General features: G+C 63.4%; 14 protein-coding genes. 5 read left to right on the forward strand and 9 right to left on the reverse strand.

The window, feature by feature from the left end:
* From AC1DVN_RS10090 to AC1DVN_RS10100, 3 genes are all read left to right on the forward strand, one after another.
* A complete protein-coding gene (locus tag AC1DVN_RS10090) occupies positions 1 to 756 on the forward strand; it encodes a sirohydrochlorin chelatase (RefSeq protein WP_020969974.1) in 756 nt (251 codons plus the stop codon).
* Positions 757 to 850: 94 nt separating this feature from the next.
* Complete coding sequence (locus AC1DVN_RS10095) at positions 851 to 1627, forward strand: DUF998 domain-containing protein (RefSeq protein WP_256064280.1); 777 nt, start codon at positions 851 to 853, stop codon at positions 1625 to 1627.
* 55 nt (positions 1628 to 1682) lie between these two features.
* On the forward strand, positions 1683 to 2579 hold the full coding sequence (locus AC1DVN_RS10100) for a universal stress protein (protein ID WP_019749037.1): 897 nt from the start codon (positions 1683 to 1685) through the stop codon (positions 2577 to 2579).
* A gap of 126 nt (positions 2580 to 2705) precedes the next feature.
* Here the strand turns inward: AC1DVN_RS10100 and AC1DVN_RS10105 are convergent, their stop codons facing one another.
* From AC1DVN_RS10105 to AC1DVN_RS10130, 6 genes are all read right to left on the reverse strand, one after another.
* Positions 2706 to 3755 (reverse strand): sulfate/molybdate ABC transporter ATP-binding protein, encoded by a 1050-nt coding sequence (locus AC1DVN_RS10105; protein WP_269577833.1) that lies wholly within the window; start codon positions 3753 to 3755, stop codon positions 2706 to 2708.
* Positions 3752 to 4558 carry a sulfate ABC transporter permease subunit CysW gene (cysW, locus tag AC1DVN_RS10110; RefSeq protein ID WP_003944503.1) on the reverse strand — a complete coding sequence of 269 codons (807 nt, stop codon included), beginning with the start codon at positions 4556 to 4558 and terminating at the stop codon, positions 3752 to 3754. The genes AC1DVN_RS10105 and cysW overlap by 4 nt, the downstream gene beginning before the upstream one ends.
* Positions 4555 to 5403, reverse strand: a complete 849-nt coding sequence (gene cysT / locus AC1DVN_RS10115) for a sulfate ABC transporter permease subunit CysT (RefSeq protein ID WP_003944556.1) — start codon at positions 5401 to 5403, stop codon at positions 4555 to 4557. Before cysT ends, cysW begins: the two co-directional genes overlap by 4 nt.
* Positions 5404 to 5410: 7 nt before the next feature.
* Positions 5411 to 6442: a sulfate ABC transporter substrate-binding protein gene (locus AC1DVN_RS10120; RefSeq protein ID WP_003944569.1), complete on the reverse strand. Its 1032-nt coding sequence runs from the start codon at positions 6440 to 6442 to the stop codon at positions 5411 to 5413.
* A gap of 196 nt (positions 6443 to 6638) precedes the next feature.
* Positions 6639 to 6728 carry an Ms4533A family Cys-rich leader peptide gene (locus tag AC1DVN_RS10125; RefSeq protein ID WP_309599318.1) on the reverse strand — a complete coding sequence of 30 codons (90 nt, stop codon included), beginning with the start codon at positions 6726 to 6728 and terminating at the stop codon, positions 6639 to 6641.
* A 123-nt stretch (positions 6729 to 6851) separates the two neighbouring features.
* Entirely contained in the window at positions 6852 to 7058 is a 207-nt protein-coding gene (locus tag AC1DVN_RS10130; protein ID WP_003944489.1) for a hypothetical protein, read from the reverse strand.
* Between the two features lie 82 nt (positions 7059 to 7140).
* On the opposite strand from AC1DVN_RS10130, the gene AC1DVN_RS10135 reads away from it, so the two are divergent.
* Positions 7141 to 9099 (forward strand): glycoside hydrolase family 15 protein, encoded by a 1959-nt coding sequence (locus AC1DVN_RS10135; protein WP_003944557.1) that lies wholly within the window; start codon positions 7141 to 7143, stop codon positions 9097 to 9099.
* Between the two features lie 35 nt (positions 9100 to 9134).
* On the opposite strand, the gene AC1DVN_RS10140 is transcribed toward AC1DVN_RS10135, so the two are convergent.
* The 3 genes from AC1DVN_RS10140 to lepA all read right to left on the reverse strand — a co-directional run bounded on the left by AC1DVN_RS10140 (position 9135) and on the right by lepA (position 12904).
* Positions 9135 to 9995, reverse strand: coding sequence for an ABC transporter substrate-binding protein (locus AC1DVN_RS10140; RefSeq protein ID WP_477993778.1), 861 nt, complete (start codon positions 9993 to 9995; stop codon positions 9135 to 9137).
* Positions 9996 to 10075: 80 nt separating this feature from the next.
* The gene (locus tag AC1DVN_RS10145) at positions 10076 to 11005 is read right to left on the reverse strand and encodes an NAD(P)H-dependent flavin oxidoreductase (RefSeq protein WP_477993768.1); all 930 of its coding nucleotides are present in this window, start codon (positions 11003 to 11005) and stop codon (positions 10076 to 10078) included.
* 6 nt (positions 11006 to 11011) lie between these two features.
* The gene (gene lepA / locus AC1DVN_RS10150) at positions 11012 to 12904 is read right to left on the reverse strand and encodes a translation elongation factor 4 (protein WP_024487634.1); all 1893 of its coding nucleotides are present in this window, start codon (positions 12902 to 12904) and stop codon (positions 11012 to 11014) included.
* Between the two features lie 72 nt (positions 12905 to 12976).
* On the opposite strand from lepA, the gene AC1DVN_RS10155 reads away from it, so the two are divergent.
* On the forward strand, positions 12977 to 13510 hold the full coding sequence (locus tag AC1DVN_RS10155; RefSeq protein ID WP_161120668.1) for a type II toxin-antitoxin system PemK/MazF family toxin: 534 nt from the start codon (positions 12977 to 12979) through the stop codon (positions 13508 to 13510).
* Positions 13511 to 13535: the final 25 nt, after the last annotated feature.

Below are 13535 nucleotides of genomic sequence, written 5' to 3' on the forward strand. Positions count from 1 at the left end.
ATGGTTCCGCTCATTGCTGTTGCGCACGGCAGCCGTGATCCCCGTTCTGCTCGGGTGATCGCGGCTGCCGTGGCGGCTCTTCGTGAAGCCCGGCCAGACCTCGATGTCCGGCTGGCGTTTCTCGATCTCAATGCACCGTCCATCGATCAGGTCCTGGACGGAGTTGCACACGACGGCCACACTCACGCCGTTGTTGTTCCGATGCTGCTGGGCAACGCCTTCCACGCTCGGGTAGATCTGCCCGGGCTCTTGGCCGCTGCCGCGACACGCCACCCCCAACTGACCGTGTTCCAAGCAGACGTACTAGGTCGCGATGCTCGGCTTATCGAGGCAGTGCGCGAGCGAATCCTCGAAGCGGGCGCCCGGCCGGACGATCCGTCGGTCGGTGTCGCTCTTGCGGCAGTCGGCTCGTCCGACGCGCGTGCCAACGCCGCGACCGCAGAACTGGCGTCCACTCTCCTGAGCGGAACCAACTGGTCGGGCGTTCGAATCTGTTTCGCGACATCCGCGGAACCAACAGTTGCCCAGGCGATCTCCGCTCTCGAGCAGAACGGCGCCGAACGCGTTGTCGTCGCACCCTGGTTCTTGGCTCCCGGCCTACTGACCGACCGGCTCAGCGCTGCAGCAGCAACGGTATGTCCGCGCGCGCGTTTCGCCGAAACGATCGGTGGGCACTCTCTACTGATCGAAACGATGATCGACCGTTACCGACAAGTCGCTGATGCACTACCCGACCGTCTGGTCCGCTCCGCCTAATCCGGTTTCACAGGCCGTTATCAGATTGTTACCGTAGTGTTGGATCTGTCCAGCCTGCGAAGGTTCATCCTTCGCCTGCGAAACAGATCTTTGGGTGCAATCCCCTCAGAGCGCCGCGAGAGGGAACACCATCACTCACAATCTTCGCCTCGGCACAGCCGGCACCGCCTGGGTCCTGTCGGTGCTCTACCTGCTTGTCGAGATCTTCACGGCCGGAGCCTGGAAGACGCCGTACAGCTTCGCGCGTGACTCCATCAGTTCGCTGGGCGTGACGACATGCAGCGTGGATTCGTGTTCGCCGATGCACGACGTCATGAACGCGGCCTTCATGATCCTCGGTGCGCTCACCATCCTCGGTGCAGCCTTGCTGCACAAGTACATTCCGGACGGTCGTGCGAAAAAGTGGATTCTCGGCCTTGCCGTCGTCGTTGCACTGAGCACCGCGGCTACCGGCCTCTTCCCGGCCAACGACGGGACCTTCGTTCACTGGACCGCAGTACTTCCCGGCTTCGTCGCCCGCCATGCCGTTCTCGTACTCATGGCAATTCAATTCTGGAAGCACAGCAAATGGATCGCAGTATGGTCGGGACTGTGCGCGGCCACCGGAATCGTCGGCGCCGTACTGCTTCTCGGACGAACCCTCACTTTCGGCTTGGGTGAACGCTTGACGCTGTACCCGCTGCCGATGTGGATGGCAGTCACCGGCGTCGCAGCCCTGCTCGCGTTGATGCGCCGAACCGTGTTGAAGAACGTGGAATTGACACTGCCCGGTAACGGATTCATCACCGCTCTGTCGTCGTTGCGCCCGCGTCGAACTCGCGCAGCAGTGCCTACCGACGTTCTCGCACCGCGGGAGCTGACGAGTTTGTAGCGAACCCGGGGTGACCAGGGACACACTGGTAGGGAGGCGACGCGAGGAGACTTCCATGACCAGTGCATCTGTTCGACACGGAATCGTGGCCGGCATCGACGGCTCGGCAAGCGCGGTCAACGCCGCGAGGTGGGCAGCATCGGCTGCAAAGAGATTCGACGAACCATTGCGACTGACCCACGTTCTGCCGGGACAACCCGAGTCAGGTGGCGGTACCAACGTCACTGACGAAGAGATGTTCGACCATCACCTTCGCGTCGAGGGTGCAAAGTTACTCGACGAGGCCGAGGACGCCATTCGCGACGATCACACCGACGTCACCGTCGAACGCGGCCTCGTGACCGGCACTCCCGCAACCACACTCGTCGAACTTTCGAAATCCGCTCGCATCGTTGCACTCGGTCAGGCCGGTACCAGCGAAATGCAATCGGTGTTTCTCGGTTCCGACACCATTCGGGTGGTCAACCGGGCGCACTGTCCCGTGGCGGTGTTCCGCGGTACCGGCGAGCACGCGGTAGCCGACACCAGGCCCATCGTCGTCGGCGTCGACGGAAGCAAGCTCAGCGAACTCGCCGTCGCGCATGCTTTCGAGTTTGCCGCGTTCCTCGGCGCTCCCTTGGTTGCGGTCCACACCTGGAACGAGCACGCCTCGCTCGGCGGGTACTCCGAAGCCAGGCGCTTCGTCGACTGGGGACCGTACGAACAGCATGAGCACGCTCTGCTGTCCGAGTGCCTCGCCGGCTGGACGGAGAAGTACCCCGATGTCGAAGTCACCCGGAGTGTCCAGCGCAGCGGACCGATGAAGGCACTGCTCGAGCACTCGGCGGAAGCGCAACTCGTAGTCGTCGGTAGCCACGGCCGCAGCCCGTTCATGGCGTCGATAGTCGGATCGACCAGTCAGAGCCTCATCCACCACGCCCAATGCCCGGTCCTCGTCTGCCGAGAGGGCTGAACTCGTCTCGGTGTTGCACCGACCCCCAACTATGAGCGAACGGCACTTTCGGCGCCATCAGGAGACCGAAAGTGCCGTTCGCTCATACAGGCGTGGGGGTGAAACAGGTCAAACAGGGCTAGCGGGTCATACCTGGCCGACGACGCTCACCGTCACCGGCTCCTGCTCCGGCGTCACCACCGGAGTCTCCGGCAGATCCGGCACCCGGGTAGCCCGGGCGTAGACCGTCTCCCCCGCCTCGAGGTGCAGAGCTGCACTGTCACCGCGGGTGACCTGAGCCGAGAACAACTCACCGGTTGCCTCGTTGCGCAGGTCGACTCGAACCTCGAAGCCGAGATACACGACGCGCTCGACGGTTGCGCGTGTGACGCCGAGGGACTCGGCCGTACCCGATTCCTGAGCGAGAGCCATGCTCGGATCGCGGCCGAGACGGATGTCATGAGGACGAACAAGCTGCCCGTTGAGCTTCGCGACGGATCCGAGGAAGGACATCACGAAGTCGTTGGACGGGCGGTCGTACAGGTCGGCAGGTTCACCGATCTGCTCGATCCGCCCCTTGTTCAGCACCGCGATGCGGTCGGCGACGTCGAGAGCCTCTTCCTGGTCGTGTGTGACCAGGACGGTGGTGACGTGCACCTCGTCATGCAGGCGACGCAACCACGTGCGCAGGTCGGCACGGACCTTCGCGTCGAGCGCGCCGAAGGGCTCGTCGAGCAGGAGCACCTGCGGATCCACCGCCAGAGCGCGCGCCAACGCCATGCGCTGACGTTGACCACCGGACAGCTGCGCGGGGTACCGATGCTGAAAGCCGTCGAGGCCGACGATCTCGAGAAGTTCGTTGACCTTCTTCTCGATCTCCGGCTTCGGGCGCTTGCGGATCTTGAGCCCGAACGCCACGTTGTCTCGCACCGTCATGTGCTTGAACGCCGCGTAGTGCTGGAACACGAAACCGATGTCACGCTTCTGCGGCGAGACGCCGGTGACGTCCTTGCCTGCGATGGTGATGGTTCCCGAATCGAGCTCTTCGAGCCCTGCGATCGAACGCAGCAACGTCGACTTTCCCGAGCCACTTGGCCCGAGCAATGCCGTCAACGAACCCGAGGGAATGTTGACCGTCACGTTGTCGAGCGCCGCGAAGTCACCGTAGTTCTTGCGGGCCCCGGTCACTGTGATCATGTGGTGCTCCTCTTACGGTCCAGCAGCGTCATCAGCAACAGGACAATGATGGCGATGCCCATCAGCAGCGTTGCCGCCGAATACGCACCAAAGGTGTTGTGGTCGTCGATGTATCGCGAATGCACCAGCAATGTCAGTGTCTGGGATACCCCGGGGAAGCCGGAAGAGACCATGATGACTGCGCCGAATTCACCGAGCGAACGCGCCACCGTCAACACGATTCCGTATGTCAGGCCCCAGCGGATCGCGGGCAAGGTGATCCGCCAGAACGTCTGCCAGCCCGAGGCACCGAGCGTCGCGGCTGCTTGTTCCTGCTCGTCGCCGATCTCGTGAAGTACGGGTTCAACTTCCCGGACGACGAAGGGCAGCGTCACGAAAATCGTCGCGATCACCATGCCTGGCAAGCCGAAGATGACCTTGAACCCCAACGATTCGATGCCGCCGAACCAACCGTTGGCACCCCACAGAAGAATCAACGACACACCGACGACGACGGGCGAGACTGCGAAGGGCAGGTCGACCACCGACTGCAGTACGCCCCGCCCCGGGAAACGCCCACGCACGAGTGCCAGAGCCGTGACAACACCGAACACCACGTTGATCGGGACCACGATCGCCACGATGATCAGCGAAAGATTCAGCGCGGAGATCGCTGCCGGTGTCGTGATCGATTCGAGGAACGGGCCGATTCCGTTCTCGAACGTTCGCGTCAGGATCACACCGATCGGCACGACCAACAACACGAACAGGTAGACGAGAGCGATGGTCCGCAGACCGATCTTCGATCCTCTGGACACGTTCATCGGGAACTCTCCTCACGTCGCTGTCCCCGCGAGGCGAAGATTCGCAGGACGAACAGCGTCACGAATGCGATGGCCAGCAACGCTACCGAGACGGCAGCGGCGTTGGTCGGACGATCGATCTCGATCTGCTGCTGAATGTACTGCGACGTCATCTGTGTCACGCGTGGGATGTTGCCGCCGATCAGAACGACCGAGCCGTATTCACCGATCGCTCGGGCGAATGCGAGCCCCGCGCCGGAGATGACGGCAGGCGCCAGCGTCGGAAGAACGACGGAACGAAAGATCGTCCAGTTGGAAGCCCCCAACGATGCAGCGGCTTCCTCGACTTCGCGGTCGACCTCCATCAGCACCGGCTGCACCGAGCGAACCACGAACGGCAAGGTCACGAAGGCCAATGCCACGATCAGTCCGGGCTGGGTTGCATTGAGGTGGATGTCGATCGGTGACTGCGGGCCGTAGAGAGACAGCAGCACGATCGACGCCACGATGGTGGGTAGCGCGAACGGCAGATCGATCATCGAGTTGACGATGCGCTTGCCCGGGAAGTCGTCCCGGACCAGCACCCACGCGATGATCGTGCCCATCACGACGTTGATCAATGCCACGATCACCGAGACCAACAACGTCACGCGCAACGACGCCAAGGCGACGGGTGCGGTGATGGCGTCCCAGAATCCGGAGATCCCCTCGTCGAACGCGGTGGCGGTCAACGCGGCGAGCGGAAGCAGAACGATCACGGAGAGCCACAGGGTGGCCACTCCGATTCCGAGCGGCCCCACACTCCCCGTGACCCGCGCGAGTTTTCGCCGACGAGCCACGGGGGTGGGGTCAATAGTGTCAGTCACGTCAGTCTTACTTGGTCGCGTTGTCGTAGATCACTGCGATCGAACCGGTGTCCTTGGTGAACAGAGCGCTGTCCACGGCCTTCCAGCCGCCGAGGTCTGCGATGGTCCACAGCTTGGTCGGCTCGGGGAACTTGTCGGTGAACTTGGCAGCGACGGCGGGATCAACGGGACGGAATCCTGCTTCGGCCCAGAGCGTCTGACCCTCGGTCGTGTACAGGTAGTCCTTGAACGCGGTCGCCTTGTCGAGGACCTTGCTGTTCGAGATCACGGCAACCGGGTTCTCGATCTTGAAGGTCGTGGGCGGGGTGACGTGCTCGACCGGGTCGCCGTTGCCTTCGATGAACAGTGCCTCGTTCTCGTAGCTGATCAGAACGTCACCGCTGCCCTGCAGGAAGGCTTCCGAAGCCTCGCGTCCCGACTTGGGCTGGATCTTGACGTGATCGTTGACCAAGGCGGTGACGTAGTCGAGACCCGCCTGCGGGTTCTTGCCACCGTCGCTCTTGGCGGCGTACGGCGCCAAGAGGTTCCACTTGGCCGAGCCGGAGCTGAACGGGTTCGGCGTGACGACCTCGAGGCCGGGCTGAAGCAGGTCGTCCCAGTCCTTGATGCCCTTCGGGTTCCCCGGACGCGTCACGATGGTGACTACCGATCCGAACGGAATTCCGTTGTAGGCGTCCTGGTTCCAGTTCTGATCTACCAGACCGGCATCGACCAGGCGGGTGATGTCGGGCTCGACGGAGAAGTTGACGAAGTCTGCCTCGGCGCCGTCCTTCACCTTGCGCGACTGGTCGCCCGAGGCGCCGTACGAAGGATTGAAGTTGACGTTCTTGCCCTCGTCTGTCGCCTGGAAGGCTGCGGTGAGCTTGTCGAAGCCGGGCTTCGGCACGGCGTAGGCGAACAGGTTGATCGTGCCGGCGCTACCGTCGCTGGCGGCGCTGTCACCACCCACGGTGTCGCTCGAGCCACCACTGCACGCTGTGAGTACCACGGCCCCCATGGTCGCGATAGCAGTGAGAAGTGTGCGGGAACGGCGTTTCATTGCAGATACCTTCCTGAAAGGACTGACAAACGAGGGTTGGTCAAACGACAAGTCCGAGACCTCTGGGGCTGATTCCATCGGGATGTTCAGACATGGAGAGCCGACGGGCAATGAGCCCTGAATCGGGGGCGCGAGTTACGCGCAGAGAAGTTCGAGTGGGGTGCGCAGCACCACCGGAGAGGTCGAACTCAGGAAATCAACAACAGGCGACGTCAGCGACGTCGAGCATGCCGACAGCAATCAACGCCAACTGGTGGCGGATTACGGGAGCTGTTGCTTCGGACACGCGGTGGACTTTAGCAGAGCACCGGCGCCCGCTCTAATCGGGAGAACTAACGGGTGAGAAGCCACGCGACGATCACGAGGAGAATCAGGGCGATCAGGGCGAGAGTGACCCGTGAGCGGGGCATCAGCTTTCCTCTACTTCTCGAGAATTCCTACGCAACCAGCCGAAGAGCGGCAGAGCGAGAACGGCGGCCAACGCGCGATCCAGACCGATGGCCACCAGGCGGCACAGCGGAACGACGACGATCAGGACCAACGCGACCTGCGGGATGAACGGGAGCCCCGCCATCCACAGCTCGAAGCTGTCCCACCAATCCGCTATCCGATCCACGCCAACACCCTATCCTTCGGACGATACGGTCCCGACAGCGTGTGGATTGGACGTGTGTCGATTCTGGCCGGATGATGGCCGAATGAGTGCTGACGACGAAGTGGTGCAGACTATTCCTCCCGCCTCCACGGGTCACCATCGAAGCAACTTTCCCCCTATCGACGACTACGCGTTTCTTTCCGATTGCGAAACCTCGTGCCTGATTGCCCGTAACGGATCTGTCGAGTGGATGTGCGTTCCCCGCCCGGACTCCCCCAGCGTGTTCGGTGCCATCCTCGACCGCAGCGCAGGCCATTTCCGCATCGGCCCGTACGGCCAGAACGTCCCGGCCGCCCGACGCTATCTGCCGGGTGGACTCATTCTCGAGACCACCTGGCAGACCGAGACCGGCTGGCTCGTCGTACGCGACGCCTTGGTCCTCGGTCCTTGGCACAACGTCGACAAGCGATCGAACACCCACAAGCGCACACCCACAGACTGGGATGCCGAACACACCCTTCTCCGTACGGTCAAATGCGTCAGCGGCACCGTTGAACTCGAGATGAGCTGCGAGCCCGCGTTCGACTATCACCGCGGCACGGCGAATTGGGAGTACACCGGAAAGGTCTACGAGGAAGCAACGGCAACGTGTCGCTCCGCCAAGCCCGGAGACCACCCAACTCTGCGCTTGACCACCGACCTACGACTGGGCCTGGAAGGTCGTGAGGCACGGGCCCGGACGCGACTGGTCGAAGGCGACAACGTGTACGTCGCGCTCTCGTGGTCGGATCTTCCCGCGCCGCAGACGTTCGACGAGGCCGCCGACAAGATGTGGCAGACGTCCAAGTCGTGGCGCGAGTGGGTGACGATCGGCAAGTTCCCCGATCACCCGTGGCGCGGATACCTGCAGCGCAGTGCGCTCACACTCAAGGGCCTCACCTACGCCCCGACCGGAGCCTTGCTCGCGGCATCGACGACCTCGCTTCCGGAAACACCAGGCGGAGAACGTAACTGGGACTACCGCTACGCGTGGGTTCGCGATTCCACCTTCGCACTGTGGGGTCTCTACACGCTCGGGTTGGACCGTGAGGCCAACGACTTCTTCAACTTCATCTACGACGTGTCGAGTTCGGACAACGGTCAGCCACATCCCTTGCAGGTGATGTACGGCATCGGCGGCGAGCGCACACTCGAGGAATCCGAACTCAACCATCTGTCCGGCTACGACGGTGCTCGTCCGGTGCGCATCGGCAACGGGGCGTTCGATCAACAGCAGCACGACATCTGGGGCACCATGCTCGACTCGGTGTATCTCCACATCCGTACCCGCGAGCGCGTCCCCGAAGCGCTGTGGCCGCTACTCAAGAAGCAGGTCGAGGAAGCGATCAAGCACTGGCGCCAACCCGACCGTGGGATCTGGGAGGTGCGCGGTGAACCACAGCACTTCACGTCGTCGAAGATCATGTGCTGGGTCGCACTCGATCGCGGCGCCAAGCTGGCGGAGATGCAGGGCGAGAAGAGCTTTGCGCAGCAATGGACGGCCATCGCGGACGAGATCAAGGCCGACATCCTCGCGCACGGTGTCGACTCACGCGGAGTTCTGACGCAGCGGTACGGCCACGACTCACTCGACGCGTCGCTCTTGTTGGCACCGCTGCTGCGCTTCCTGCCGGCCGACGATCCGCGCATCCGGGCAACGGTGCTGGCGATCGCCGACGAGCTCACCGAGGAGGGGCTGGTCCTGCGCTATCGCGTCGACACCACCGACGACGGATTGAGCGGCGAGGAGGGCACGTTCACCATATGTTCCTTCTGGCTCGTCTCCGCCCTCGTCGAGATCGGCGAACTGGATCGGGCAAAGCATCTCTGCGAGCGCCTGCTCGGGTTCGCGAGCCCCCTCAAGCTGTACGCCGAAGAGATCGACGCCCACACCGGTCGCCATCTGGGTAACTTCCCGCAGGCGTTCACACACCTGGCGCTGATCAACGCCGTGGTCCACGTGATCCGCGCCGAGGAAGCTGCCGAAGCCGGAGCTTTCCAGCCCGCGCACAACGCGACCTAGACCCCCTGCTGTGCGCCTTTATTAACCGCCCGCGGTTAATAAAGGGGTAGGTCGGCGAACCCCGGCAGCGTCATCATGTCTTCCAGCGTTCCGCCGTTCGGCAGCAACACCACGACGTCGGCGCTCAGAGCGTCGACCCGTTCCGGGCTGAGCATCAGCCGGCCACCGGTAACGCCCGCCTCTTCGACCAGCTTGGGCGGCAACGACATTCCCAGGCTCGTGAACAATCCCGATGCGCCGTCCTTTGGATCGGCGACGATCACCAACTGCGACGTCGGGAAGACGTACTGCGACAGAAGCGCCGTCTTGCCCTTCAGGCCTGGCAGTCGCTGTGCGAGCGCATCGATCTGCCCGTTTGTCGTCTCGACGATCTCGTCGGCGCGCGACTCCTTGTCGAGAACTCGACCGAGAATCTCGACCTGGTCCTGCCACGGATCGACCTGGACGTCGGACAGACCGGCAATTGTCGGAGCGATCTTGCTCAACTGGTCGAAATCGTCCTGATCGGCGACGGAGAACCCACCGAGAATCAGATCGGGATCCAAGGCTGCAATTTCTTCAGCTTTGAGCGGGACACCGAACTGCTGGATCGCCGAGCGATCAAGTTCCTTCGCCGACGCGTCCACGTCGCTCTCCCACGGGAACAGGCCACGCTCGTCGCCCATCGGGCCGGCAGCCAGGTACCCCACCGGCTGGATTCCGAGTTCGAGCAGAGCGTCGAGCCACTGGGTGTCGGCCGCGACGATGCGCGTCGGCGTCCCGGTGATCGTGGTGGCGCCGAACTTGTGATCGATCGTGGTGACCCGACCGTCCGCGATCTCGTCGGCGTCCGAGGACGAACATCCACTGATACCTACGACCAGTGCTCCCAAGAGAGCCACCGCCGAGAACTTCATCGCACGCACGAAAATACTCCTCCACTAGTTAGTAGAGGCTTACCTTCTCATATGGGACCCGGCTGTGTCCGACCTTGCTTTCAGGCGAAACGAGAGAGCAGACGCTCCGCATCCGCGCCGATGCGTCGAACCACATCGCCGGCCGGATGGGTTCCGTGCACGAGTCCGACAGCTTCTCCGGCATAGACGACTCCGCTGTGCGGATCCGACGGGTCGTACGCCTGTGCCAGCGTTTCCTCGTCGGCGTCGACTCCGTGCCACGCGGCAGTGAACTCGTTGGCCACCGCGCGGCCACCCCACCGCTGCGGCCACGGTTGACAGCGCGCTCGGTCGAATACCGAGGTGTAAATCGTGTCCGCACTTCCGGCTTCGACGACGCGGTCGCGGGCATAGTCCGGCCCGACCGTCTCCGGGCTGGCGAGCAGCGCCGTTCCGATCATCACGCCTTCGCCGCCGGCTGCCAGGACGGCGGCCAAACCGCGTCCGGTTCCGATTCCGCCGGCTGCCAGCACCGGAAGTGACGTCGCTTCGAGGATCTCCTGCAGCAGCGGCAAGGTTCCGATTCGGCCCGTATGGCCGCCTGCCTCACCGCCTTGCGCGATCACAGCGTCGACACCTGCGGCCTCGACAATACGAAGGTCCTCGAGCGTATTGATCTGTGACACAACGGGAATGCCCGCATCGTGGATTCGTCCGACATACGCGGCGGGATCACCGAACGACAAGGTGATCATGGTCGGCTCGACGGCAATCGCAGCGTCGAGCATCAACTCGTTCTCGGGCAGCGACCACGTCATCAGGCCGACGCCGAATTTTCCGCCGATCGAGCGGGCCACTTCGGCTTCGGCCTCGATCCACTCCGGTGTGTTGTACCGGGCCGCGCCAAGCAGACCCAACCCACCGGCCGCCGAAACAGCTCCGGCGAGCGCGCCGCCCGCGCGACCACCCATGGGCGCCCCGAGAACCGGGATTTCGACTCCGAATTCTCGGGACAACCAGGTGGTGACCATGCGCTCCTACTTCTTGGGCTTCTCGCCGACCGATTCCGACGTCAGAGCCGCCACGAATGCTTCCTGCGGCACCTCGACGCGACCGATGGTCTTCATGCGCTTCTTGCCTTCCTTCTGCTTCTCGAGCAGCTTGCGCTTACGGCTGATGTCGCCGCCGTAGCACTTGGCAAGAACGTCCTTGCGGATTGCGCGAATGTTCTCGCGCGAGATGATCTTCGCGCCGATCGCGGCCTGAATCGGAACCTCGAACTGCTGGCGAGGAATCAGCTCACGAAGCTTCGACGTCATGCGTCCGCCGTAAGCACCAGCGTTGGAGCGGTGCACGATCGACGAGAACGCGTCGACGGCCTCGCCCTGCAGAAGGATGTCGACCTTCACCAGGTCGGCCTGCTGCTCACCGGCCTCCTCGTAATCGAGGCTGGCGTATCCCTTGGTGCGGGACTTGAGGGCGTCGAAGAAGTCGAACATGATCTCGCCCATGGGCAGTTCGTAGCGCAGTTCGACGCGAGTCTCGGAGAGGTAGTCCATGCCGCCGAGCTCACCGCGACGGGACTGGCACAGCTCCATGATGGCGCCGACGTACTCGCTCGGGGCAATGACGGTGCACTTGGCGACCGGCTCGTAGACCTCGCGCACCTTGCCTTCCGGCCAGTACGACGGGTTGGTGACGATGACCTCGGCCCCGTCCTCCATCACGACGCGGTAGACGACGTTGGGCGCAGTGGAAATCAGTTCGAGGCCGAACTCACGTTCGAGGCGGTCGCGGGTGATCTCCATGTGCAGCAGGCCGAGGAAGCCGCAGCGGAAGCCGAATCCGAGGGCAACCGACGTCTCCGGTTCGTACGCCAGGGCGGCGTCGTTGAGACGGAGCTTGTCGAGAGCGTCGCGCAGCACCGGGTAGTCCGAGCCGTCCATCGGATAGAGACCGGAATAGACCATCGGCTTTGGATCGCGGTAGCCGACCAGCGGTTCGGTCGCGCCGTTGCGGGTTGTGGTGACGGTGTCACCGACACGCGACTGGCGGACGTCCTTCACACCTGTGATGAGGTAGCCCACCTCGCCGACGCCCAGACCGATACTGGCCTTCGGCTCGGGCGAGATGATGCCGACCTCGAGCAGTTCGTGTGTGGTGCCCGTGGACATCATCGTGATCTTCTCGCGGGGACGGATCCGACCGTCGACCACACGCACGTAGGTGACCACGCCGCGGTACGCGTCGTAAACGGAGTCGAAGATCATCGCGCGGGCGGGGCCGTCTGCATCGCCGACGGGTGCAGGTACCTGCTTGATCACCTCGTCGAGCAGTTCCCTGACGCCCACGCCGGTCTTGCCCGAGACGCGCAGGACATCGCCTGGCTCGCAGCCGGTGATGTGCGCAATCTCTTCGGCATAGCGGTCGGGATCCGCGGCCGGGAGGTCGATCTTGTTGAGGACGGGAATGATCTTGAGATCCTTCTCCATCGCCAGGTACAGATTGGCCAGCGTCTGAGCTTCGATGCCCTGAGCTGCGTCGACCAGCAGAATTGCACCCTCACATGCTTCGAGCGCGCGGGAGACCTCGTACGTGAAGTCGACGTGGCCGGGAGTGTCGATGAGGTGGAGGACGAACTCTTCGCCGTCGACGGTCCAGGGCAGACGAACGTTCTGGGCCTTGATGGTGATGCCGCGTTCACGCTCGATGTCCATGCGGTCCAGGTACTGCGCACGCATCGCCCGCTCTTCGACCACGCCGGTGAGCTGAAGCATGCGATCTGCCAGCGTCGACTTACCGTGGTCGATGTGCGCGATGATGCAGAAGTTCCGGATCTGCGCAGGATCCGTGAACGTCTTGTCGGCGAAGCTGCTGATGGGAGACCCCTTAGTCGGACCGGCACCGGCCCGGATCCGGGCCACTGTCAACCCTCAGGATATCCAAGTCTCGGCGCCGCCGTACCAGGGGTTCCCACGGGTGGGTGATTATGCTCGAACGCTATGGCAAGCATGTGGAAGCAGATCGGCAGAACCCTCGGCGCCCTCGCGGTGGAGAAGGGCCCTGCGTTGCTGCGCCAGCTGCAGTCGTCCACGTCTCAGTCGTCTGCCTCGAAGCCGGGTCCGACCGGCCGCCCGATCGCCGCGCGAACGTCTCCGACCGCACATCGCGCCCGCAAGGTCGAGTACTCCCCCGACCTCGACGGCAAGGCCGATCCGGGCGAGATCGTCTGGACCTGGGTTGCCTACGAGGAGGATCCGACCCAGGGCAAAGACCGCCCGGTGCTGGTTGTCGGCCGCGACGGCAACACGCTGCTCGGTTTGATGCTGTCCTCGCAGAGCAAACGCGAAGGCGAGCGTGATTGGCTCGCAATCGGTTCGGGCCCGTGGGACGGCGAGGGAAGGCCCAGCTGGGTCCGGCTCGACCGGGTGCTCGACGTTCCCGAGAGCGGGATTCGGCGCGAGGGCGCCGTCATGGATCACAAGAAGTTCGACGCGGTCGCGGCAAAACTTCGGGCCGACTTCAGCTGGAGCTGAAGCCGACCCGAACGATGGAAACAGT

The sequence above is a fragment of the Rhodococcus sp. P4_E4 genome, assembly GCF_056401575.1.